19 protein-coding genes, 1 tRNA gene and 1 pseudogene are annotated in these 21,045 nt (G+C 70.5%); 8 read left to right on the top strand and 13 right to left on the bottom strand.

Features of this window, described 5'->3' with window-relative positions; genetic code table 11:
- Positions 1 to 972: 972 nt before the first annotated feature.
- Positions 973 to 1,527, top strand: coding sequence for a DUF4190 domain-containing protein (locus IF12_RS24375; protein ID WP_133884452.1), 555 nt, complete (start codon positions 973 to 975; stop codon positions 1,525 to 1,527).
- Positions 1,528 to 2,039: 512 nt separating this feature from the next.
- Here the strand turns inward: IF12_RS24375 and nagA are convergent.
- Positions 2,040 to 3,170, bottom strand: a complete 1,131-nt coding sequence (nagA, locus tag IF12_RS0118515) for an N-acetylglucosamine-6-phosphate deacetylase (protein ID WP_231492645.1) — start codon at positions 3,168 to 3,170, stop codon at positions 2,040 to 2,042.
- 156 nt (positions 3,171 to 3,326) lie between these two features.
- Here nagA and IF12_RS0118510 point away from each other — a divergent pair, with 156 nt between their 5' ends.
- The gene (locus IF12_RS0118510; protein ID WP_030161031.1) at positions 3,327 to 4,112 is read left to right on the top strand and encodes a DeoR/GlpR family DNA-binding transcription regulator; all 786 of its coding nucleotides are present in this window, start codon (positions 3,327 to 3,329) and stop codon (positions 4,110 to 4,112) included.
- A gap of 510 nt (positions 4,113 to 4,622) precedes the next feature.
- Here IF12_RS0118510 and IF12_RS0118505 read toward each other — a convergent pair.
- The 6 genes from IF12_RS0118505 to IF12_RS24370 all read right to left on the bottom strand — a co-directional run bounded on the left by IF12_RS0118505 (position 4,623) and on the right by IF12_RS24370 (position 9,673).
- Positions 4,623 to 5,942, bottom strand: coding sequence for a hypothetical protein (locus IF12_RS0118505; RefSeq protein ID WP_030161029.1), 1,320 nt, complete (start codon positions 5,940 to 5,942; stop codon positions 4,623 to 4,625).
- A 22-nt stretch (positions 5,943 to 5,964) separates the two neighbouring features.
- The gene (locus tag IF12_RS0118500; RefSeq protein ID WP_030161027.1) at positions 5,965 to 7,275 is read right to left on the bottom strand and encodes a hypothetical protein; all 1,311 of its coding nucleotides are present in this window, start codon (positions 7,273 to 7,275) and stop codon (positions 5,965 to 5,967) included.
- A 74-nt stretch (positions 7,276 to 7,349) separates the two neighbouring features.
- Positions 7,350 to 7,928 carry a DUF3180 domain-containing protein gene (locus IF12_RS0118495; RefSeq protein ID WP_030161025.1) on the bottom strand — a complete coding sequence of 193 codons (579 nt, stop codon included), beginning with the start codon at positions 7,926 to 7,928 and terminating at the stop codon, positions 7,350 to 7,352.
- Between the two features lie 11 nt (positions 7,929 to 7,939).
- Positions 7,940 to 8,476 carry a 2-amino-4-hydroxy-6-hydroxymethyldihydropteridine diphosphokinase gene (gene folK, locus IF12_RS0118490; RefSeq protein ID WP_030161023.1) on the bottom strand — a complete coding sequence of 179 codons (537 nt, stop codon included), beginning with the start codon at positions 8,474 to 8,476 and terminating at the stop codon, positions 7,940 to 7,942.
- Entirely contained in the window at positions 8,473 to 8,916 is a 444-nt protein-coding gene (gene folB, locus IF12_RS0118485) for a dihydroneopterin aldolase (RefSeq protein WP_081913733.1), read from the bottom strand. The genes folK and folB overlap by 4 nt, the downstream gene beginning before the upstream one ends.
- A gap of 61 nt (positions 8,917 to 8,977) precedes the next feature.
- On the bottom strand, positions 8,978 to 9,673 hold the full coding sequence (locus IF12_RS24370) for a hypothetical protein (protein WP_051704579.1): 696 nt from the start codon (positions 9,671 to 9,673) through the stop codon (positions 8,978 to 8,980).
- A 249-nt stretch (positions 9,674 to 9,922) separates the two neighbouring features.
- Here IF12_RS24370 and IF12_RS0118475 point away from each other — a divergent pair.
- The 3 genes from IF12_RS0118475 (at position 9,923) to IF12_RS0118465 (ending at position 11,706) form a co-directional block, all read left to right on the top strand.
- Positions 9,923 to 9,998, top strand: a tRNA-Arg gene (locus tag IF12_RS0118475).
- 142 nt (positions 9,999 to 10,140) lie between these two features.
- Positions 10,141 to 10,704, top strand: coding sequence for a hypothetical protein (locus IF12_RS0118470; protein ID WP_051704578.1), 564 nt, complete (start codon positions 10,141 to 10,143; stop codon positions 10,702 to 10,704).
- 294 nt (positions 10,705 to 10,998) lie between these two features.
- Positions 10,999 to 11,706: a glycoside hydrolase family 11 protein gene (locus IF12_RS0118465; RefSeq protein ID WP_030161015.1), complete on the top strand. Its 708-nt coding sequence runs from the start codon at positions 10,999 to 11,001 to the stop codon at positions 11,704 to 11,706.
- A 179-nt stretch (positions 11,707 to 11,885) separates the two neighbouring features.
- Here IF12_RS0118465 and IF12_RS0118460 read toward each other — a convergent pair whose 3' ends face one another.
- A complete protein-coding gene (locus tag IF12_RS0118460; protein WP_133884453.1) occupies positions 11,886 to 12,197 on the bottom strand; it encodes a hypothetical protein in 312 nt (103 codons plus the stop codon).
- A gap of 467 nt (positions 12,198 to 12,664) precedes the next feature.
- Here IF12_RS0118460 and IF12_RS0118455 point away from each other — a divergent pair, with 467 nt between their 5' ends.
- Both IF12_RS0118455 and IF12_RS0118450 read left to right on the top strand, forming a co-directional pair.
- On the top strand, positions 12,665 to 12,910 hold the full coding sequence (locus IF12_RS0118455) for a DUF397 domain-containing protein (protein ID WP_030161011.1): 246 nt from the start codon (positions 12,665 to 12,667) through the stop codon (positions 12,908 to 12,910).
- A 116-nt stretch (positions 12,911 to 13,026) separates the two neighbouring features.
- On the top strand, positions 13,027 to 13,911 hold the full coding sequence (locus IF12_RS0118450) for a helix-turn-helix transcriptional regulator (RefSeq protein ID WP_030161009.1): 885 nt from the start codon (positions 13,027 to 13,029) through the stop codon (positions 13,909 to 13,911).
- Between the two features lie 163 nt (positions 13,912 to 14,074).
- On the opposite strand, the gene IF12_RS0118445 is transcribed toward IF12_RS0118450, so the two are convergent.
- From IF12_RS0118445 to IF12_RS0118430, 4 genes are all read right to left on the bottom strand, one after another.
- Positions 14,075 to 14,917 carry an SAM-dependent methyltransferase gene (locus IF12_RS0118445; protein ID WP_030161007.1) on the bottom strand — a complete coding sequence of 281 codons (843 nt, stop codon included), beginning with the start codon at positions 14,915 to 14,917 and terminating at the stop codon, positions 14,075 to 14,077.
- A gap of 231 nt (positions 14,918 to 15,148) precedes the next feature.
- On the bottom strand, positions 15,149 to 16,267 hold the full coding sequence (locus IF12_RS0118440) for an LCP family protein (RefSeq protein ID WP_051704577.1): 1,119 nt from the start codon (positions 16,265 to 16,267) through the stop codon (positions 15,149 to 15,151).
- Between the two features lie 112 nt (positions 16,268 to 16,379).
- Positions 16,380 to 17,327 (bottom strand): UDP-glucuronic acid decarboxylase family protein, encoded by a 948-nt coding sequence (locus tag IF12_RS0118435; protein WP_030161003.1) that lies wholly within the window; start codon positions 17,325 to 17,327, stop codon positions 16,380 to 16,382.
- Between the two features lie 116 nt (positions 17,328 to 17,443).
- Complete coding sequence (locus IF12_RS0118430; RefSeq protein ID WP_081913732.1) at positions 17,444 to 19,006, bottom strand: sugar transferase; 1,563 nt, start codon at positions 19,004 to 19,006, stop codon at positions 17,444 to 17,446.
- Between the two features lie 186 nt (positions 19,007 to 19,192).
- On the opposite strand from IF12_RS0118430, the pseudogene IF12_RS26300 reads away from it, so the two are divergent.
- A pseudogene (locus tag IF12_RS26300) lies at positions 19,193 to 20,344 on the top strand (glycosyltransferase family 4 protein); the annotation flags it as partial.
- A gap of 6 nt (positions 20,345 to 20,350) precedes the next feature.
- On the opposite strand, the gene IF12_RS26295 reads toward IF12_RS26300, so the two are convergent.
- Positions 20,351 to 21,040, bottom strand: coding sequence for a CDP-alcohol phosphatidyltransferase family protein (locus tag IF12_RS26295; protein WP_051704587.1), 690 nt, complete (start codon positions 21,038 to 21,040; stop codon positions 20,351 to 20,353).
- Positions 21,041 to 21,045: the final 5 nt, after the last annotated feature.

The following is a 21,045-nucleotide window of genomic DNA, read 5'->3' as shown; positions in this document are numbered from 1 at the left end:
ATACGGCCCAGTCGGATGGTGCCTCGACTGGGCCGCTCGCAACTAGCTCCACATCCAAACCGAGTTACCAAGCGTGAAGTCTTTTATAGCGGTGTCCTGCTCCTAGGTGCGGGACCCGCGGTGCCTCCCGACGGCTCAGGTCGCACGTGGGTACTCGGTGGCTGTGCGCGAATCCTTCCGATCTGCGGAGACCGTGTCCCCGGGAAGTCCTTCCGGATCCGTAACTCATTTCTACTCGCGTACTGACGGGTAGTAAACCCCTAACCGGAAAAAAACCGAAAGGAGTTCTCGAACCGGCGCGACTGCGGGAGCCGAGGGTCGGGCGGCGACTGCGGAACGGAGCCGGACGGATACCAGTTGGGCGCAGTCAAGTCCCGGCGCGACACCGACTGAAGCGGAACCGCAGACCCAACCGAGCCCGCGCTGAAGCACCGCGCCCGGTCCGACCGAGCGTGCGCGGCCCGGGACCGATCCGGCGTGAGGCGCGGGATTCGGCAGAACCAGTCAAGCCCGCTTCCACGCACCGCGTCCGTCCAACCGAGTGCCCCGCAGCCACGCTCCGGCCCCGCCGTAAGGCGCCAGTTTCCGCAGAACCGGTCGAACCCGTTTCCACACACCGCGCCCGGTCCGACCGAGCGTCTGAGGCCCGGGACCGACATGGCGCGAGGCACGTGATTCCGCTGAACCAGGCGAACCCGTTTCCACGCACCGCGCCCGGTCCGACCGCGTGTCCGCGGCCCGGCTCCAGCCCCGCCGCGAGGCGCCTGTTTCGGCTGAATCGGCACATCACCGGCGGGGTGTGGATTACCTTGCGGGCAGCGGTGCCGTGCGCGGACGAGCCGGTCCGGCGCCGAACGGGCACCGCTCACGGTCGAAGCCGCGCCGGCTGCACACGGCACCGAGGCACGGCACCGTGAGGCGACATCGCGAACCGATGTCCGCGAATCGATGTCCCAAGACATGGAGGCCACCATGACCACGTATCCGCCGGTCCCCGACCCGCCCGAGCCGGAGCGGTCCGGCGACGAACCGGTCGGCGGATGGGGTCCCGCCTCCGAGAGCGCGCCCGGCACGCCGGAGGGCACTCCGCCGATCCCGCCCGTCTCGTCGCAGCCGCCTTCGACGCCACCGCCGCCCGTCGGCGGCGGATTCGACCCGTACTCGGGCGGGGCGGTGCCTCCTCCCCCGCCGCCGCCTCCGCCGTACAACAGCGACGGACCGGTGCCGGGAGGTCAGCAGCCGCGCAACGGCCTCGGGACCGCGGCGCTGGTCTGCGGCATCATCGCGGTGGTGCTGTCGTTCGTCCCCGGAGTCAACTGGTTCACCTGGCCGCTGGGCGTGCTCGCGATCGTCTTCGGCGCGATCGGCTGGAGCCGCGCGAACAAGGGGCAGGCCACGAACAAGGGCTACGCGATCGCGGGCCTAGTGCTGGGCATCCTCTCGTTCTTCACGTTCTGCCTGGCCTACTGGATCATCTTCGGCGCCAGCGGGACCGCGATCAACTACAGCACTGCGCCGCTGTTCTAGCGGTGCCGAGTCGGCGGTTTCGGCGCACGGAAACGCCGGGGCGGCATGGGAAACGGGCCGGGAACGCAGTCTGCGGGGACTGCGGGACCGGCCCGTTTCGCGCTGCCCGGATCAGTACTCAGTGGAGCGTCGAGGCCCGGTCCCACGGCTCGGCGCCGGATCGGCCGTTCCGTTTGGTGTCGCGGCCCAGTGCCGCGAGTGCCTGCCGGATCAACCGATCGATACGGCGTCGCGGCTCAGCACCACGAATCCCCACCGGATCAACCGTTCGGCGCGGCGCCACGGCTCAGCGCCATGAATCCCCGCCGGATCGGCAGTAAGGCTCGGCATCGCGGTTCAGCACCGAGACTCGGCGCCGGATCGCTCGTCCGGCTCGGCATCGCGGTATCAGTGCCGCGAGTCCCCAGCGGCTCACTCGTTCGGCGCGGCGTCGCGGCGCAATACTGCGACTCTCGGCCGGATCAGCCGTACAGCGCGGCATCACGGTTCAGACTTTGATCCGGGCGCGCGGCTCAGACCTTGAGCCAGGCGCCGCGGCGCATGACCGACACCAGGTTGAGGTCGTCGTCGAGCACCACCGCGTCGGCGTACTTGCCCGTCTCGATCGCACCGACCTCGTTGAGGCCCAACAGCTCCGCCGGAGTCGCCGAGGCCATCTGCGAAGCGGCCTGGACCGACTGACCGGCCAGGCGAACAGCGTTGCGGAAGGCGTCCAGCAGCGTGATCGTGGAACCGGCGATGGTGTCGGTCCCGGCCACGGTCGCGACGCCGTCGACCACGTCGACCTCGTGGCGGCCGAGCATGTAGGTGCCGTCGGCGAGCCCGGCGGCGTCCATCGCGTCGGAGACCAGGAGCGTCCAGGCCGGGAGCGAGGTGTCGAACGCGAAGCGCATGGTGCCCGGGTGCAGGTGCACGGGGTCGGCGATGATCTCGGAGAAGATCCGCTCGTCGTCCAGCAGTGCCGGGATCGGGCCCGGCTCGCGGTGGCTGAAAGCGCGCATGGCGTTGAACAGGTGCGTCGCGGCCTGGGCGCCCGCGTCGATGCCGGCGGCGGTCTGCTCGTAGCTGGCGTCGGTGTGCCCGATCGAGGGGACGATGCCGCGCTGGTCGAGGAACTCGATGGCAGCCAAGGCCCCGTCGAGTTCGGGGGCGACGGTCACCATCTTCACGGCGCTGCCGCCGCCGTCCAGGCGGCCCGCCTCGATGAGTTCGGTCAGCTCGCCGATGTCGGGATCGCGCAGCGCCTCGACGGCGTGGGCCCCGCACTTGGCGGCCGAGATATAAGGCCCTTCATAGTGGACTCCGGCGAGGGTCCCGTCCGACACCAGGGGCCGCAAGGCCGCAGTGGCCTCGAGCAGGAACTCGTGGGTGGAGGAGACCAGCGAGGCGACCAGGGTCGTGGTCCCGCGCGACGCATGGAAGGCGGCCGCCTCGCGGGCCGAGTCCGGGTTGCCGTTGGCCAGCGAGAAGCCGCCGCCGCCGTGACAGTGCACGTCCACGAAACCGGGAAGGACCCAGCCGGTCGGGGCGCCCTCGCGTTCGAGGATGCCCTCGAACCGGTCCCCGTCGACCAGCAGGGTCCCGTTGACCACGCCGTCGGGGGTGACGATCCGACCCACGGCCGGCAGCATGACGCCGTCCATCGGCGCTCCTTCCATTCGATCCGGGGTGCGCGCGGGCGCCCCGGTGCGGCAGAATGTCAATGAGCGCGCGAGCATGACTTGAGCACCGCCCGAGCGCCAACAGACGTACTTCGAACACTATCGTGCAGACCGCGCGATCCCGACCCGAGGAGCGACGTGGACCGCTATGCCCGGTGGAACACCCTGCTGGAGATCCTCGCAGAGACCGGACGGATCTCAGTGGAGGAGGCGGCCGAGCGGCTCGGCGTCTCCCAGGCGACGATCCGCCGCGACTTCGACCAGCTCTCCCAGCAGCAGATGATCACCCGCACCCGCGGCGGCGCCGTCGCGGGCGGGATCTCGTACGATCTGCCGCTGCGGTACAAGACCGCGAGGCACGTCGAGGAGAAGCACCGGATCGGCACGGCCGCAGCGGGACTGGTGAGCGCGGGCCAGGTGATCGCACTGAACGGCGGGACCACGATCACCGAGGTGGCCCGGTCGCTGGCGATGCGCACCGACCTGGTGGCGACCCCGGGTTCCACGGGCCTCACGATCGTGACGAACGCGCTGAACATCGCCAACGAGCTGATCGTGCGCCCGCACCTGAAGGTCGTGGTGGTCGGCGGCGTGGTCCGCCCGCAGTCCTACGAGCTGATCGGCCCGCTCGCCGCGCCGATCCTGCGGGAGATCACCCTGGACATCGCCTTCCTCGGCGTGGACGCCATCGACATGAAGCTCGGCGCGACGAGCCACCACGAGGGCGAGGCGGCCATAAACGCGCTGATGGCCGCGCGTGCGAGGAAAGTCGTGGTGATCGCCGACGGCTCCAAGATCGGCGGCCACGCCTTCGCGCGGATCTGCCCCACGGACCGGGTCCACACCCTGGTGACCGACGGCAACGCCCCGCCCGAGCAACTCCGCGGCTTCGAAGAGGCCGGCATTCGAGTCATCGTCGTGTAGCAGTGCCGCGTCCGGGGTCGTGCCTGAAGCCGTGTCCGGGTTCGTGCGTGTAACCGCGTTCGGGATCGTGAAGGCGGTGGTTCTTGCGGGGCGGCCGGGCTGGTTTGCCCGGCCGCCTCGCTTCGCTCCGCGGAGGAGCGGCGGTGACGGGGACCGGGCGCGGGTGGCTCCCGCGCCCGATCTCGGTATGGCGACGTTCGCGAATCCCCTCATGTCGCCGCCATCCCGTCCCTACCGGAATGACTCCTTTTTTGATATCTACTAAACCCGCTGCCAAGGGCCACTGCAACAAAAGTTTTCCGCCTGTGGATAACTTCGCGAGTATTCCTTATTTCGCCTGCTCACAAGCGCCAGAGTTATCCACAGGCAATGAGAAACGCCCGGGCGGCACAGCCGCTCCGGGCGCGGTCCAACGGGGTTCCCGTTCTCCTGCGTCGCTGACTTACGACGGGTCGGTGGTGGCCGCGGGCCTTCGGCCCGCGGCCACCACCGACCCGTTGCGCGCGTTCGCTATCGGGGCGGGGAGGTGTCGGGCAGGGTCGGCTCGAACAGGCCGCTGTCGTCGACGCCGCCGCTCGGGGAGTCGTACGGGGGCATCTCGCCGGAGAACACCGGGTCCTCCGGCTCAGCGACCTCCTTCGGGCGTCCCAACCGGTCGAGGCCGTAGGAGACGAACAGGCCGATGAGCAGCAGCGCCACGTACAGCACGCCCGCCAGCTCCGCGTACAGCCTCGGGTCCGAGGAGGTGCTCCCCAGGTGCTGCCACACCAGGATCAGCGCCCACACCGCGACCGCCGCGAGCGAGGTCGCGAACACGCCCCCGCGCCGGCCCCACGGGCTGGTCCCGGCCAGGAACACGACGATGAGCGCGATCGGGGTCAGCCACACCGTGGCGTTCATGTCCACCGAGTACGAACCCACCACCGGCAGTCCGAACGCGCCTTCGGGGACCAGGCCGAACGCCAGCGGCACGAAGCCCGCCAGCGCGCCCAGCAGCAGTGCCAGGAACGTGCCGCCGAGGAGGGTGAAGACCGACTTGCCGTCGCGCGGGCCGGTGCCCTCGATGGCGTCCTTGACCGCGCTGAAGCGGTCGCGCACGGCCGGGAGCAGGCCGATGAGGCCGCCGGCGATCGAGACGGCGACGGCGCCGACGAACAGCCAGAGCGCGCCCGGGTTGGACCAGGAGTCGGGCTCGCCCGCGTTGAGCCGCTCCGAGAGTTCGCGCAGGCCTGTGAACGAGGCGCCGATGGCCAGGAGCGTGGCGAGTCCGACGAGCCATGCGGGGAGGCGCAGGACCGCGGTGAGCACGGTGAAGACGATCGCGAGGACGGCGGCTGCGGCCGCGGTCGCGCCGAGGCCGACGAGGAGGTTGTCGGTGATGAACACCGCCGGGGTGGTCACCACGAGTGCGGGCAGGGCCGGGACGGCGAGGTTGACCGCGCCCAGGCGCAGGGAGAGTCCGAGTCCGGCCGCGATGAGCAGCAGGGCGGTGACGGTGGTCAGGTGGGGTCCGACCGCGTCGAGGTCGAACTCGGCGCCGAAGATGTCGTCGCGGTTGAGGTAGACCTGGAACAGCGCGTTGGCGGTCAGCAGGACGAGGATGCCCTCCCAGATGAACTGGAAGAGGAGGCGGTCGCGCGGGGTCTCCTGCTCGGCGTAGCCGATGGTGGCGGCGGGCCGGCCCGCGAAGGGGTCGACCGGTTGGGCGCTCTGGGCGTCCACGCCGTTGCCGACGGCCGGGTATGCGCCTCCGGGTGCGGGCGAGACGTCGAGCTGGCGGGTCTGGTCCTGTGCGGGCTCGTCGCCGCGCTCGGGGGGTACGTAGGTCATGGTCGTTCCTCTGTCGGGGTTCTCAGCGCCCGTAGCGCCGGTCGTTGTCGGTGGCCGGGCCGAAGCGGGTGCCGTAGCCGCCCTGGGTGTCGCGGAGGTCGTCGAAGACGCCGGAGGCGCCGAACGGGTCGGCGGCCGGGGTTCCGGCCTGGGGGATGCCGCCGGAGACGGCCCAGGGGTCGCCGCCGGAGCCGAGGTCGGCGAGGTCCTCGTCGTACTGCTCGTACGAGTCGGTGCGGTCGGCCGGGAGCGGGTCGTCCTCGTGGAGGTCGGCGAGGGAGCCGGCGCGGCTGGTGGAGGCGGCCTCTTCTTCGTCGACGGTGTTCATGGCCTCGACGAGGCGGGTGACGAGGAAGCCGGCGACGATGGCGCTGAGGGCGATCCAGCTGGGGTCGAAGGTCCAGCCGCGGGCTTGGGCGAGCCACATGAGCGACAGGACCATGACCGAGGCGAAGACGGTGCCGCAGACGCCGCCGCGGCGGCCCATGAGGCTGGTGCCGCCGAGCAGGGCCGCGCCGAGGGCGAGGACGGTGAGCAGGATCGGGTCGGGGAGTCCGGCGGCGCCGGTCTCGGGGACGGCGGTCCAGGCGGCGACGACGCCGGCGGCGCCGGCGAGGGTGGAGGAGAGCAGGACGCCGAGGAATACGAGGCCGCCGCGGCCGTGGCGTTCGCCGGCGGGGGTGTCGCGGATGGGGGCGAGGCGGGCGCGGACGCCGGCGAAGGCGCCGACGAGGCCGAGGAACAGCGAGAGGCCTGCGGCGGCGCCGAGTGCGGCGAGGACGCCGGTGTTCGGGAGGGCTTCGAGCAGGAACGCGGAGGGTTCGCCGGCGCTGCCGGCCCAGAGGCCGATGGCGCCGCCGACGGCGCCGCTGGCGGCCCAGCCGGGTGCGCGCAGCCAGGCCGAGAGGGTCGCGAGGACGATGCCGATGAACGCGGCGGCGCCCAGGCCCATCGCGAGGGCGACCATGGAGCCGTTGCTGGAGGCGTCGACGAACATCCATGCGGCGATGAGCGCGATGGGGCCGACGGCGAGGTTGACCGAGCCGACGCGCAGGGACACGGCCATGGCGGTGGCGAGCATGAGCAGGGGCGCGAGGGCGGCGGAGAAGGCCTGCCAGGAGCCTTCGGCGAAGGGTCCGGTGGCGGATTGGGTGAGGGCGAACAGGACGCCGCCGGCGAGGAGCAGGAGGCCGATCTCCCAGACCACGTGGACGGCCATGCGGTCGGTGGGGGCGTCGTCTTCGGGGCCCGTCTGCGCGTCGCTCGCTGAGCCGAGGCTCATCGTCGCGGTCGAGTCGCGGTCGCCGCTTCGGTTGGGGGAGTCAAACTTCATGGAGCGCACCTCTAAACGCGCGGAATACGGGGGAAGGCGGGGGAATGGGTCCTGCGGTCGGGTGGGTGGGGTGGTCAAGGACGGGTGCGGTCCTCGTCCGGGTCGCTGCCGTTGTCGTCGTCTTGCGGGGGGATGCGGCAGGAGTACTCGAGCCAGAGCGCGCTCGCCGTCAGGGCCGCGCAGGCGACCGTGCCGAGGACCGCCGAGGGCAGGTCGTCGGCCGCGGCCGTCAGCCGCCCGGACTGGATGGCGAGCCATACGGTGAAGCCCAGGTAGGCGCCGAAGAACAGGGCGCCCGCGACCGCGGCGGCCTTGGCCAGTACGGCGAAGCGGGCGATCTGGAGGGCGTGCTCGGGGCCGGCGAGTCGGCCGGGCGCCGGGGAAGTGCCGTTCGCGCCGTCCGCGATGACCGCCGCGCGCGATCGTCCTCGGCCGGGGCGCAGGGCCTTCCGGGTCGTCCAGGCCAGCCACGCCAGCAGTACCGCCAGCACGAAGATGACCAGGGAGTTGTACCAGGCCAGTTCGGGGGCCTGCTGGTAGTAGCGGGCGACGAGGAGCAAGGTCAGGGCGGCCCCTGCCAGGCCGGCCACCCCGAGGGTGGACGGTGCGGTGGGTCGCAGGCTCGGCCCTCGGCCGGGCTGGTCGTCGCTCATGCTGCCCCCGTTCACGGCTTGGAAGGGTCGCCGTGCCCCGACCATATCGGGTGGAGGCGGCGCAGTGCGCGCGCGTCCGCCGCGATCGACTCGTCGCGTAGCAGGTCCCTCACGCGGCCCTTGCCGGGGAGTTCGGCGTCGCGGTCGACGGCGAACCACGGGACCAGCACGAACGCCCGCAGGTGGGCGAGGGGGTGCGGGAGGGTCAGTCGCTCCTCGGAGCGGTGGACGGGGGCGCCGTCCTCGTCGTAGACGGCGATGAGGTCGACGTCGAGGGTGCGCGGGCCGTAGGGGCGCCGGGGGTCCCGGACGCGTCCGGCCTCGGCTTCGAGGTGCTGGCCGAGGGCGAGCCAGTCGTCGGCGCCGCGGTCGGGGTCCTCGGCGATGACGGCGATGTTGTAGTAGGCGGGCTGCTCGTCGTCGCCGCCCCACGGGAGGGTCTCGTAGACCTCGGAGACGGCCTGGGGCGCGACTGCGGTGATGGCGGCGGTGAGGTTCGCTTCCCGGTCGCCCAGGTTGGAGCCCATGCTGAACACGACGCGGCTCATACGCCGCCTCCCTCTCGGCGAAGCCGGTGATCGGTGTGGTCCGGCAGGTCGTCGGCGCCGCCGCGCGCGGTGCGGCGGCCGCTGCGTTCGACGGTGACGGACACGTCGGTGAACTGCTGGGCGATGGGCGCTTGCGGCTTGTGGACGGTGACCTTCGCCGATCGGACGCGGTCGAGCGCGACGCAGGCGTCGGCGAGGCGTTCGGCGAGGGTCTCGATGAGGTTGACCGGTTCTCCGGCGACGATGTCGGCGAGCGTGTCGGCCAGCGTGCCGTAGTCGACGGTGTGCTCGAGGTCGTCGCTGGCGGCGGCTTCGGCGGTGGAGGTGCGCAGTGCGACGTCGACGATGAAGTCCTGGCCGGCCTCCCGCTCGTGGGCGAACACGCCGTGGCGTCCGTGCACTCGCAGGCCGGTCAAGGTGATCAGGTCGTCGGTATCCACGCGCCCGAGCCTACTCGAACGGGCGGGAAAGTCGAGGAAGGACGATCGGAGGGCGGTCCCTTCAGGGCGATTCGGCGGTCTCGGTCGATTCGGAGGGCCGGCGCTGCTCGGGGAGGGAGGGGGTGGCCGTGAAGTGCTTCGCGGGGTTGCGGGAGCGGACGACGATCCAGGTGGCGGCGGTGAGCACGGCGCCGGCGACGAAGATCGGGAGGAGTCGCAGGTTCGCGTCGAACCAGTGGAGGAGTTCGCGGTACTCGGCGTCGGGGTCGAGGAGGAGGAAGGCGGCGGTCGCGGCGGCGACGACGCCGGCGCCGGTGAACATGCCGGTCTTCCACCAGATGCCGAGGCTGAGGTGGCGGCCGAGGACTTTGGCGGCGTCGAAGATCCGCTTGGCGCGCAGGGCGCGGAAGGTGCCGAGGAGGTAGGCGAGGCGCAGCACTTGGGCGCCGCCGGCGGCGGCGAGGAGGCTGACGAGGGTGAGCGCGGAGACGAGCAGCAGCCATTTGTGGCGGCGCAGCCAGTCGCGTTTGTTCTCGGCGGCGAGCAGCAGGACGATCGATTCGAACCACAGGACTGCGCCGGCGATCCAGCCGATGAACTTGCCGGTCAGCGCGAGGTATCCGTCGGTGCCGACGGTGAGGAAGACCGCTGGGATGGAGGCGCACACCGCGATGATCACCGGGAGGCGCAGCCGGTGCTGCACCAGGCGGGCGAGGACGGTGAGCTGGTGGGGGCGTCGGCGGGGTCGGGAGCTCACCCTTCCAATTTACGAGGCCCGCGCCGGGAAGGGAACCCCGCATTCGTGCCACCGAGACGCGAGGCGGCGCACCGGGACTCGCGCCGAGGCGGCGATCGGAGGTGCGCGAGAGGCGGCCGTTTCGCATGGGGAGGGCAAGCGGCCGGCGCGGCGGCGCTTCTCGCGGCGGATCGGGGGCCCGGTCCCGTCGGGAGCGCGCGGCCGGGGCCGCCGTCGCACTGGTCCCATGGGCTAGAATCGTGCACTGCCGCCCCCGTAGCTCAGGGGATAGAGCGTCGGTTTCCTAAACCGTGCGTCGCAGGTTCGAATCCTGCCGGGGGCACCAGCGTTGAGTCGTGGGGTCGGGCCTGTTCGGGTTCGGCCTTTTTCGTCGCAGTCGGTCGGCGTTGCTCTCGGTGGGCGGGCGTCCTACGATCGGGTCGTGCGGCGGGCCGCCGCGCGGTGCGTTCGGTGCCGAGGGGAGGCGGGTGGCGGTGGACCTGGTCGAGTCCCTGCGGCTCCTCGCCGAGCAGAACGTGTCCGGCGTGGCCTTCTTGTCGGCGTACGGCCTGACGTGGCTGGTCTGCGGCGTCTTCTGGCGGCGGGCCGCGGAGCGGACGGCCGCCTTCGCGACGCTCTTCCAGGGCATGGTCGCCTTCCCCGCGGCGCTCGGCCTCTCGGCGCTCATCGGGGCGATCGGCCCGGACCGGCCGGTGGCCGCGGAGATCACGCAGTTGTCGATCCTCATCGGCACCTCGCAACTGCTCGGTCTGCCGTTCCTGGTCTACCTCGTCGTCAGGGGCCAGTACGCGCTCGTGCCCTTCGCGTTCGCGGCGGTCACCTCGATGCACTTCGTGCTGTACTCGTGGATGTACCGGACGCCGGTCTACATCGCGATGGCCGTCCTGGTCTCGCTCGGTTCGGCCGCGGTGATGCTCGCGGCGCCCGCGGGCGAGCGGCGGTCCGGTCCCGCGCGGGTGTGCTTCCTGACCGGCGGGCTGCTGCTCGCCGCGGCGCTGCTCCTGCTGATCCTCCACCTCGCCGGCCGGTAGCCGTCGCGGCGCCCACTTGAAATCGCACGTCAACATACGTCCGCTTTGTCCATTCCGGAACAGATTCCGAAACTTCCGGGGAATTTCGTGCCCGTTCGGGCCTGAAACAGACGTTCGCATCGATGTTTCTCAATGTTAGCGGACGCTCACGGACCTGTGATCAGGGAGTATATGGGTGCGCTCTCATCTAAGGCTTTCCGATAAATTCCGGAAATTCTCCGGAAGTTCTTGACACGCCAAAGCCGCAACTCCATACTTATCGCATCGAAACCGATCGATGCTTCTGGAGGATGCATGTCTGAGAACCACGCTCGCGAGGAATCGCCGCGCAACCCCATCAACCGCAGGAGTCTCCTGCTCGGCGGCAGCGCCGCCCTGGTGTTCGGCGGCGCCGGGCTCCTGGCGACCGGCAACGCCTTCGCCCAGGACACCATCACCGACAACCAGGAGGGCACCCACAACGGCTACTACTTCTCGTTCTGGACCGACACCCCGGGTTCGGTCTCGATGACCCTCGGCGCCGGAGGCAACTACAGCTCCGAGTGGAACGGCACCAACAACTGGGTCGGCGGCAAGGGCTGGAGCAACGGCGGACGCCGCACGGTCAGCTACAGCGGCTCGGTCAACCACGGCAGCAACGGGTACCTGGCCCTCTACGGCTGGACCTCCAACCCGCTCGTGGAGTACTACATCGTCGAATCCCACGGCCCCTACGACCCGAGCAGCAGCGCCGACGTCCGCGGCACGGCCAACCTCGACGGCGGCACCTACACGCTCGCCCACTCGATGCGCTACGACGCCCCGTCGGTGGAGGGGACGGCGACGTTCGCGCAGTACTGGAGCGTCCGCCAGGGCGGTCGCAGCTCCGGCTCGATCGACACCGGCGCGCACTTCGACGCCTGGTCCCAGGTCGGCATGGACCTCGGCTCCTTCGACTACTACATGGTGATGGCGACCGAGGGCTACCAGTCCAGCGGCAACTCCAACATCACTGTCAGCTAGACCGGACGCGAGCGCGGGCGGGGCCTGTCGGTCCCGCCCGCTTCGGTGTGTCAGCACTGTTCGCAAGCAATGGGTCTGGTGCAGAGCTCGGGGAGGCCCCCACCGGCCTCCCCGAGGCTCTATCCCACCAGACAGAACAAAGTCTCAGGGGCGCGCCGAGCGGCGCGCTCGCGTGGTCCTCATCGGAACCTCGCGGTGTATATGTCGCCGTCGCGGATCCAGGCGAGCTGGAGCGCGGCGAACATCTCGTCGACGATCGCCTCGTCGGGGAGCCCGTAGTGCTCGCCGAGGCTGCGACCGCGGTAGTGCCACAGCAGCCCCGCCTGCACGTGCCCGGCGTCGGCGGTGTGCTTCCCGCAGGAGCGCGCGCAGCGGTAGAGGACGTGTCCGCCCCGGTCGTACTCGAGCGCCATCACCTGCTGACACATCGAGCTCCGCAGCTTGCCTGCCGCGGCTGCCTGTACCAACGTCTGCGCCTCGAGACGTTCCATGGCACCCAACCCCTCTCCGGGCGATTGTCCGGCCTTCGGGGGCGAACCCCGTCGGGCACTGCGTGACGACTGGCGTGTCCGGTTGTGCGATGCGGAACGTCGGGGCCGGCGGGCGGGGCTCCGAGACTCCGGAGGCTCCGCCCGCCGCCGACCGAACGTCGGTTGGCGGGGATCAGTCCGTGACCACAATCGCACGAGAAGCGCAAGAGCGGTTATGTGCATTGTCACAGCCATCGTAACATGCATCGACACCGGGCAGATGCACGTGCATCTGCGCTGGCATCCTCATGTGCGATCACCCTGTGTAATGTGCGACACTGAGTCCGGCCTTCATTGGGGATGTCGGAATCGTCCGCCGCGGACCCGGTCTGCTAGCGCCCGACCGCGGGATGCCGGCGACCTCAATGTCGGCCGATGCAAGAGGGAATCCGGCCGGACGGTCCGGCCATTGGTGGAAGGAATCTCTGATGGACAAGGCCCGCAACGGCATCCCGGCAGGGGAACTCCCCTCGTCACTGACCTGGCGCAAGAGCGTCCGCAGCGGCCCCAACGGCGGCAACTGCGTGGAACTGGCCGCGCTTCCCGGCGGGGATGCGATCGCGGTCCGCAACTCGCGTGACCCCGAGGGCCCGGCCCTCATCTACACCGTCGCCGAGATCCGCGCCCTCGTCGAGGGCGCCAAGGACGGCGAGTTCGACGACCTGATCGCCTGAAGCATCAGGGCGAGAGCCCTTGGGCAGCACACTCACCCTGGCGGGACGGGCCTAGCGGCTACCCTGTCAGGGTGAGTTTTTCGTCCGCGCAGATCTGACCCGGGAGGAGGAGAGCGATGCCGAAACCGAAGTCCGAGGACCTGCCGACGGGGCCGACCACCCTGCGGGTCATCATCGGCAGCAACCTGCGCCGGCTGCGCGAGGCCGCCGACATCTCCCGCGAGGACGCCGGCGAGGAGATCCGCGGCTCCGCCTCGAAGATCAGCCGCGTCGAACTGGGCCGCGTCTCCTTCCGGCTGCGGGACGTGCGCGACCTCATGATCATGTACGGGGTCAAGGACGAGGCCGAGATCGAGCGCTTCGTCGACATGGCCCGCGAGGCGAACCAGCCGAGCAAGTGGCACCGCTACAGCGACTACCTGCCCGACTGGTTCGGCAACTACCTCGACATGGAGGGCGCCGCCTCCAGGATCCGCACCTACGAGGTCCAGATCATCCCCGGCCTGCTCCAGCACGAGGGCTACGCCCGGGCCGTGATGATGCTCGGGTACGGCCACACCCCGCTCCAGGAGATCGACAAGCGGATCGACGTGCGCCTCAAGCGCCAGGAGATCCTCGACCGCGACGAGCGCCGGCCCGAGCTGTGGGCGGTCATCGACGAGGCCGCGCTGCACCGCCCCTTCGGCGGCGCCGCGGTCATGCGCCGCCAGATCCAGTCCCTCATCGAGTCCTGCGACCGCCCGAACGTGCGCGTGCAGATCGTGCCGTTCACCTCCGGCGCCCACTCCGGGGCCGGGGCGCCCTTCACGTGGCTGCGGTTCGCTTATGAAGAGCTCAACGACGTCATCTACATGGAGCACCTCACCGGCGGCCAGTACCTGGAGCGCGACAACGAGATCGACGCCTACCAGGCCGCCATGGAGCACCTGTGCGTCCAGGCCACGCAGCCGAACAAGACCCAGGAGTTCCTGCACCGGATCCTGCGCGAGCGTTACAGCTAGTAACCGCCGCGGCCGGCGCCGCCCGGTGGACGAACGCGTCGCCGTTTCGCAAGTTCACTCGATCGAGTGAGGCCCTGTGGTGTGTCGCATCGGGGCCGCGGACCCCGCCCCGGAGACGACGAAGGCGCGCGGGTGCCGCCGCGCGCCTGCCGAGTCGTGGGGGTCAGGCCTTGTAGCCGATGCCCGCCATGAGGATCCGCTGGAAGGGCTCCAGCTCCTCGGCGGCCGGGACCTCCTTGTCGGGCTCCTCGGGGAACCAGCGGGCCAGGAAGTCCAGGCCCGGCTCGACCAGGGGCAGGCCCAGGAAGTGCTCGGTGATCCGCTCAGGGGTGCGGATCCAGCCGTTGCCGAGGCTCTCGAGCCCGGCCTTCTCCATGCCCTTCTGAAGGGGCTCACCGGTGTCGACGAAGTCGGTGATGAACAGGTAGGAGCCCGCGGGGCAGGCGTCCAGGAGCACGCGCACCCACTCGTCGGGCTGCTCGTCGTCGTGGAAGTGCATGTGCAGGCCCACGATCATGAGGCCGATCGGCCGCGTGAAGTCGAGCGCCGCCTTGACGTCCTCGTGGTCGAGGATGCTCTGCGGGTCGCGCAGGTCGGCGGTGACGACGGTGGTGGAGTCGTCGGTCGCCAGCAGGGCCCGTCCGTGCGCGAGCACGATCGGGTCGTTGTCGACGTAGACGACCTTGGCGTCGGGGTTGACCGACTGGGCGGCCTGGTGCGTGTTCTCCATCGTGGGCAGGCCGGCGCCGACGTCGAGGAACTGGTCGATCCCCTGCTTCGCCAGGTACTTCACGCCCTTGACGAGGGCCTGGCGGTTCTCCCTGGCGCAGCCTTCGGCGTCGGGGACGTACTTGACGTACGCGGCCGCGCCCTCGCGGTCGGCGGCGAAGTTGTCCTTCCCGCCCAGCAGCGCGTCGTAGACGCGGGCGATGGTGGGCCTGGAGATGTCGAAGTCGGGTACGAACGCTTCGTTGTCGTCGGACTTGGTCCCGTCGTTCTCTGCCATCGGCTCAGCCTCTTCTTCGAAGGAACGTTGCGCACATCGTACGACCTTGATCACACTGCCGGGCTTCGGGATCAGTCCATCGAACCACACAATGCACAGTGCGATGCAGACGAATCACCAGGCGCACCAAGCACTTCCGGTGCACCAGTGCCCGGCGGCGGGAGCGGTCCGAAACGCGTCGGCGGACACGGCGAAGGGCCCGGGCGAACCGCCCGGGCCCTTCGGAACGACCTAGGCGCCCTCGGACTCGTCGTTGGCCTCGACCCAGGCCCCGACCTCGTCGTCGGCCACGGCCGCCCACAGGTCGGCGCCGTTCTCCTCGTCGTAGAGCACGACCGACTCGCCGTTCTCGGTGCCGGTGCCGCGGTTCGGCGCGGTCATGAAGACCAGGTCGTCGCTGCGCAGGTCCATGAGGTTGATCGCGGTCGCGACCACGTTGAACGAGGTGTCGACCTTCACCGCGTCGGAGGTGGAGTCGATGAAGCTCCGCAGCCGCCCCTGGTCGGTCAGGACCCCGGCGCTGAGCGCGGCGTCCATGATCGCCTTGATGAGCTCCTGCTGGTGCTGCATCCGGGCGAAGTCGCCGCGGGCCCACTGCTTGCGCTGGCGCACGTAGTCCAGGGCCTGCTCGCCGGTGAGGAAGTTCTCGCCCTTGGGGAAGAAGTAGCGGTCCCCGTGGATCGAGGTCACGCCGGTCTCGTCGTAGTAGCCGCTCGCGTCGGCCGCCTCGATGTCCATCTTGATGCCGCCGAGCGCGTCGACGACCTGCACCAGGCCGTCGAAGTTGATCTCCACGACGTGGTCGATGCGCACGCCCGAGAGCGACTCGATGGTCAGGACGGTGAGCGGGACCCCGCCCCAGGCGTACGCGGCGTTGAACTTCGCGTTCGAGCCGGTGTACTCGGGGTAGTTGGAGGCGTCGGCGTACTCGGGGATGTGCACCCACAGGTCGCGGGGGATCGAGATGCCGTAGGCCTCGGAGCCGGCCTCGTTGACGTGCATGATGATGTTCGTGTCCGACCGGGCGTCGGACTCGTCGGCGCCCGCGCGGTGGTCGGAGCCGATCACCAGGAGGTTCATCGCGCCGTTGCGCTTGTCGGGGCGGTCGTCCTCGGGGATCGCGTCGAGGTCGAACGGCCGGTCGAGGTCGTTGTTCGTGTTGTTGGCGGTGGACCAGATGGCGACACCGCCGCCGGTCGCCGCGATCGAGGCCACCAGGCCGATCCCGGAGCCGATGAGGCCCCGCCGGGTCGGTCCGCCGGTCGCCGCGGCGGCGAAGCGGGCGCCGTCGCCGCCGCCTGCCGGGGGAACCGAGGCGCTGCCGCGGTAGTTGGAACCGGAATACGTCATGGTGCCAGCTTACGTGGTGTCCGCTCCGGGGACGCGACCGTGCGGGCCCGCCCGCGTCGCGAAAACCTCCGCGCCGCAGCGCGTCCGGCCGCGAACGTGACTCGCGCCTCGGTCAGCGGTGCCCGGCGGCGAAGAAGTCGATCGTGGTCTTGAGACCGGCCTCATAGTGGACCTGCGGCTCGTAGCCGAGCAGCTCGCGGGCGGCCGTGAGGTCGGGGCGGCGGCGCTCGGGGTCGTCGGCGGGCCGGTCGACGTACTCGATCGCCGAGGCCGAGCCGGTCAGGCGCAGGATGATCTCGGCCATCTCGCGCACCGTCAGCTCGTACTCGGTGCCGAGGTTCACCGGCCCGTACTCCCCCGATTCGAGCAGCAGGACCAGCCCGCGCACGAGGTCGTCGATGTAGCACAGCGAGCGGGTCTGGAGGCCGTCGCCGGTCACGGTGAGCGGCTCCCCCGCGAGGGCCTGGGAGATGAAGCTGGGGATGACCCGGCCGTCGTCGGGGCGCATCCGGGGCCCGTAGGTGTTGAAGATCCGCACGATCGCCGCGTCCAGGCCCTTGTGGCGGTGGTAGGCGGCCACGGCGGCCTCGCTGAAGCGCTTGGCCTCGTCGTAGCAGGAGCGGATCCCGATCGGGTTCACGTTGCCCCAGTAGGACTCCGGCTGCGGGTGCACCTGCGGGTCCCCGTAGACCTCCGAAGTGGAGGCCATGAGGAAGCGGGCGCCGTCGGCCAGCGCGCGGTCGAGGGCGTGGAAGGTGCCGATGGAGTCGACGCGGAGGATCTCGACCGGGAGGGTCGCGAAGTCGACGGGGCTGGCGGGGCAGGCGAAGTGCAGGACGGCGTCGAAGGGGGCGTCGCCGACGGGCAGGCCCTCGGTGACGTCGGCCTCGACGACGGTGAGGCGGGGGTGGGCGGTGAGGTTGCCGCGCGAGCCGGTGGAGAAGTTGTCGACGGCGGTCACGTCGCAGCCCTTCGTGAGGAGCGCGTCGACGAGGTGGCTTCCCACCAGGCCCGCGCCGCCCGTCACGAGGATGCGGCTGCCGGTTCCGTAAGTAGTCATCAATTTCCCAGATTATCAGGGTTGGCCTGGCGTTCACCTGGGCGCAGGCTGTGTATCGGCTCGGAGCACGCCGTCGTGCCCGTTCGGTGCGGCCGGGGGCTGGGGCGCGGCGGCGCTCAGTACGCGCCTTTTCGGCGCAAGACTACAGCGACGGTGCGGAAGAGGATCTGGAGGTCGGTGGTGAGGGACCAGTTGTCGACGTAGTAGAGGTCGAGTCGGACCGCGTCGTCCCAGGAGAGGTCGGAGCGGCCGGAGACCTGCCACAGGCCGGTGATGCCGGGGCGGACGAGGAGGCGGCGGCGCACGTCGCCGAGGAAGTCGCCGTTCTCGGCGGGGAGGGGGCGGGGGCCGACGAGGCTCATTTCGCCGCGGACGACGTTGATGAGCTGGGGGAACTCGTCGATGGAGGTGCGTCGGAGCCATTTGCCGACGTTGGTGATGCGGGGGTCGTCCTTCATCTTGAACAGGAGGCCGTCGGTCTCGTTGTGCATCATGAGCGCGGCCTGGCGTTCTTCCGCGTCGATGTACATGGTGCGGAACTTCCAGCAGGAGAAGGTCTCGCCGTCGCGTCCGACGCGGTTCTGGCGGAAGAAGACGGGTCCGGGGCTGTCGACCTTGATGGCGATGGCGACGGCGAGGAACAGCGGGGAGAGGACCATGAGGCCGAGGACGGAGGAGGAGATGTCGAGGATGTTCTTGATGAGCCAGCCGATGCCGGAGATCTTGGGCTCTTCGACGTGGAGGAGCGGCAGGCCTTCGACGGGGCGGATGTGGACGCGGGGGCCGGCGATGTCGGTGAGCTGGGGGGCGACGACGAGGTCGCGGCCGGTGCCTTCGAGCTGCCAGGCGAGGCGGCGCAGGTCGGCGGCATCGGCGGAGGCGGAGCCGCAGACGGCGAGGGTGTCGGCTTCGAGCTGCTCGGCGCAGGTGACGACGTCGGTCCCGGCGAAGACCGGGACCGGGGTGTCGAGGTTGCGGACCGAGGAGGCGCCTTCGGTGACGTATATCCCGACGGGGACGAGTCCGGCGGCGGGGGCGCGGCGGACGGTGCGGTAGACCTCGAGGGCCTCGGGGTAGGCGCCGATGAGGAGGACGCGCTGGACGCCCCTTCCGGCGGCGCGGGCGCGGTGGAGGGTGTAGCGGGCGACGCCGCGGGAGGCGCAGATGAGGATGGCGGCGGCGAGGAGGATGACGGCGACGGCGGCTCGTGAGACGTCGGCCTTGAAGGTCAGGGCCATGAAGGACACGAGGGCGAGCATGAACATGGAGGCGCGGATGACGCGCTTGAACTCCTCGTTGCCCATGCCGAAGTAGCGGCGGTCGTAGGAGCCGGTGCCCCAGAGGGTGAGGACCCATGCGGCGGGGAGGAGGAGCCACACGGTGAGGTTGAAGAAGTTCAGTTGGTCGTAGGTACTGAAGCCGGAGTGGGGGGTGGGGGTGAGGTTGACGGCGATGACGCTGGCGAGGAGGGCGGCGAAGAGGTCGCCGCCGACGAGTGATCCCTGGTAGTAGCGGTGCCAGTTGGAGGCGCGGACGAGGCGGCGCCACGCGGAGCGGGTGACTCCGTTGGTGACCAGCTGAGGGTCACGTCCTTCGCGAGCACCGGCCACATGCGTCCCCGTCCGTCCGAAATTCCCGGCTGGGCGTTGCGTTGCTGGGCGTTCCAGGCTCGTAGCCACTGCACATCCCTGCGGTCGTCAGCTTACGGTGGAGGTGAGTGTCCGCGGGCGGAGATCGGCGCTGCGTCTCCGTACCGGGCGGCCCGCCGACACGGTACCCGACAACCTACACCTATTCTGCCGCTGCGGTATCTTCGGCCGAGCCGAGTGCCGTCCGTGCCACCCGGAGACTCAGTGAGGGCCCTTGTGAAGATCGTCGTCGCCCACAACCGGTACTCCTCGGCGCAGCCTTCGGGCGAGAACGTGATCGTGGACTACGAGATCGGGGCGCTCGCGGAGGCGGGTGTCGAGGTGGTGCCGTTCCTGCGCTCCTCGGACGAGATCGGGGCGCTGCCGCCGCACCGCAAGGCGGCGCTGGTCGCCTCGCCGGTGCACGCCGCGGGGACGCAGCGGGAGCTCGGCGCGCTGCTGGAGCGCGAGCGGCCGGACGTGCTGCATCTGCACAATCCTTATCCGCTGCTGTCGCCGTCGGTGGTGCGCACCGCCCACGCCCACGGGGTGAAGGTGGTGCAGACCATTCACAACTACCGGCACGACTGCATGAACGGGCTCTATTTCAGGGACGGGCACGACTGCCGCGACTGCCATGGGCGGCGTTGGAACGCGCCGGGGGTCGCTCACGCGTGCTACCGGGGTTCGCGGGCGCAGTCGGCGGTCATGGCCGTCGCGCTCGGGGCGCACCGGGGGACGTGGCGGAGCGTGGACCGGTTCATCGCGTTGACCGATGCGATGGCCGCTTATCTGGAGGGGATCGGGATCGCTCCGGGGCAGATCCGGGTGAAGCCGAACGCGGTGGCCGATCCGGGGGCGAGCGCGCCGGGCGAGGGTTTCATGTTCGGGGCGCGTCTGGTGCCGGAGAAGGGGGTCGCGCTGCTGCTGGACGCGTGGCGCCTGGCCGATCTGCCGGGGCAGGTGCTGCGCGTCGCCGGGGACGGCCCGCTGCGTCCGCTGGTGGAGGCGGCCGCGGCCGAGCGCGGGGACGTGGTCTATCTCGGGCAGTTGGAGGCGGCCGAGCGGGACGCGGCTCTGGCGGCCTCGGCGGCGGTGGTGATCCCCTCGGTGTGGCAGGACATCCTGCCGACCACCGGGATCGAGGCGCTGGCGAGCGGGCGGGCGGTGGTGGCGACGCGCATGGGCGGGTCGCCGTTCATCGCCGGGGCGGACTCGGACGCTCCGGCGGGGGTCGCGGTGGAGCCGACGCCGGAGGCGCTGGCGCGCGGGCTCGAAGCGGTCGCGAAGGACCCGGGTTTCGCCGCGAACGCCAGGGCCCGTTACGAGTCGGTGTTCGCTCCAGAGGTGACGCTGCGGCGGCTCATCGAGATCTACGAGGAACTGGTCGCGGGGTTAGGGTGCCTGCGAGCCGTCGCGGGCGGGGCGCAGGGCCGCTCGGGCGCTGGCGGCGATGCTGGCGAGCAGGAACAGGGCGTTCACCGCGCCGAAGCCGAGCATCACGACGAACATGAACCGGGGCCACAGGAGCGCCAGGGCGATGACGGTGATGACGAACGCGTAGTCGCGCACGAGCTTGACCAGGCGCACGACGAGGCTGTCGCTGGCGATGAGGGAGGCCCCTTCGACGCCCGAGTCCTCTTTGGCCATGACGGAGGTGACGAGGTTGGTCATCCACAGGGCCGCGAACGCCGCGCCGCACCAGGCGGGGATCTCGGGCGTGTAGGCGTGGGTGACGGCCACGACCACCGCGACGACCGAGGCCTGGATGGCGATGTCGCAGAGGATGTCGACGCGCGCGCCCGCCTCGGAGCCGGTGCCGGTGGCGCGGGCGAGCTGGCCGTCGGCGCAGTCGAGCATGTACGCGACCTGCCACAGGATCAGCGCGGCGAGCGCGACCGGCCACCATGGAGCGCCCTCTATCGCGAGCGGGAGGTAGAGGATGACGCCGGCGGAGGCGATGAGGCCGATGACGAAGCCGGTGAGCGTCACGTGCGTCGGGGTCAGGCCCGATCGCCAGGCAGCGTAAGCGAACACGGCGCCGCCGCGCTGCTCGAACCGGGTGAGCATCCCGCCGCCGCGCATGGCGG

Origin of the sequence: Glycomyces sp. NRRL B-16210 (assembly GCF_000719515.1) — a bacterium.
Lineage (GTDB): Bacteria > Actinomycetota > Actinomycetes > Mycobacteriales > Micromonosporaceae > Glycomyces.
The sequence above is the reverse complement of the archived record's forward strand: the minus strand, read 5'-3'. Positions and strand labels throughout refer to the sequence as shown.

Coding starts and splice junctions, on each gene's coding strand:
- IF12_RS24375 (WP_133884452.1), top strand. CDS start 973: ATGACCACGTATCCGCCGGTCCCCGACCCGCCCGAGCCGGAGCGGTCC.
- nagA (WP_231492645.1), bottom strand. CDS start 3,170: ATGGACGGCGTCATGCTGCCGGCCGTGGGTCGGATCGTCACCCCCGAC.
- IF12_RS0118505 (WP_030161029.1), bottom strand. CDS start 5,942: ATGACCTACGTACCCCCCGAGCGCGGCGACGAGCCCGCACAGGACCAG.
- IF12_RS0118500 (WP_030161027.1), bottom strand. CDS start 7,275: ATGAAGTTTGACTCCCCCAACCGAAGCGGCGACCGCGACTCGACCGCG.
- IF12_RS0118495 (WP_030161025.1), bottom strand. CDS start 7,928: ATGAGCGACGACCAGCCCGGCCGAGGGCCGAGCCTGCGACCCACCGCA.
- folK (WP_030161023.1), bottom strand. CDS start 8,476: ATGAGCCGCGTCGTGTTCAGCATGGGCTCCAACCTGGGCGACCGGGAA.
- IF12_RS0118465 (WP_030161015.1), top strand. CDS start 10,999: ATGTCTGAGAACCACGCTCGCGAGGAATCGCCGCGCAACCCCATCAAC.
- IF12_RS0118460 (WP_133884453.1), bottom strand. CDS start 12,197: ATGGAACGTCTCGAGGCGCAGACGTTGGTACAGGCAGCCGCGGCAGGC.
- IF12_RS0118455 (WP_030161011.1), top strand. CDS start 12,665: ATGGACAAGGCCCGCAACGGCATCCCGGCAGGGGAACTCCCCTCGTCA.
- IF12_RS0118450 (WP_030161009.1), top strand. CDS start 13,027: ATGCCGAAACCGAAGTCCGAGGACCTGCCGACGGGGCCGACCACCCTG.
- IF12_RS0118445 (WP_030161007.1), bottom strand. CDS start 14,917: ATGGCAGAGAACGACGGGACCAAGTCCGACGACAACGAAGCGTTCGTA.
- IF12_RS0118440 (WP_051704577.1), bottom strand. CDS start 16,267: ATGACGTATTCCGGTTCCAACTACCGCGGCAGCGCCTCGGTTCCCCCG.
- IF12_RS0118435 (WP_030161003.1), bottom strand. CDS start 17,327: ATGACTACTTACGGAACCGGCAGCCGCATCCTCGTGACGGGCGGCGCG.
- IF12_RS26295 (WP_051704587.1), bottom strand. CDS start 21,040: ATGCGCGGCGGCGGGATGCTCACCCGGTTCGAGCAGCGCGGCGGCGCC.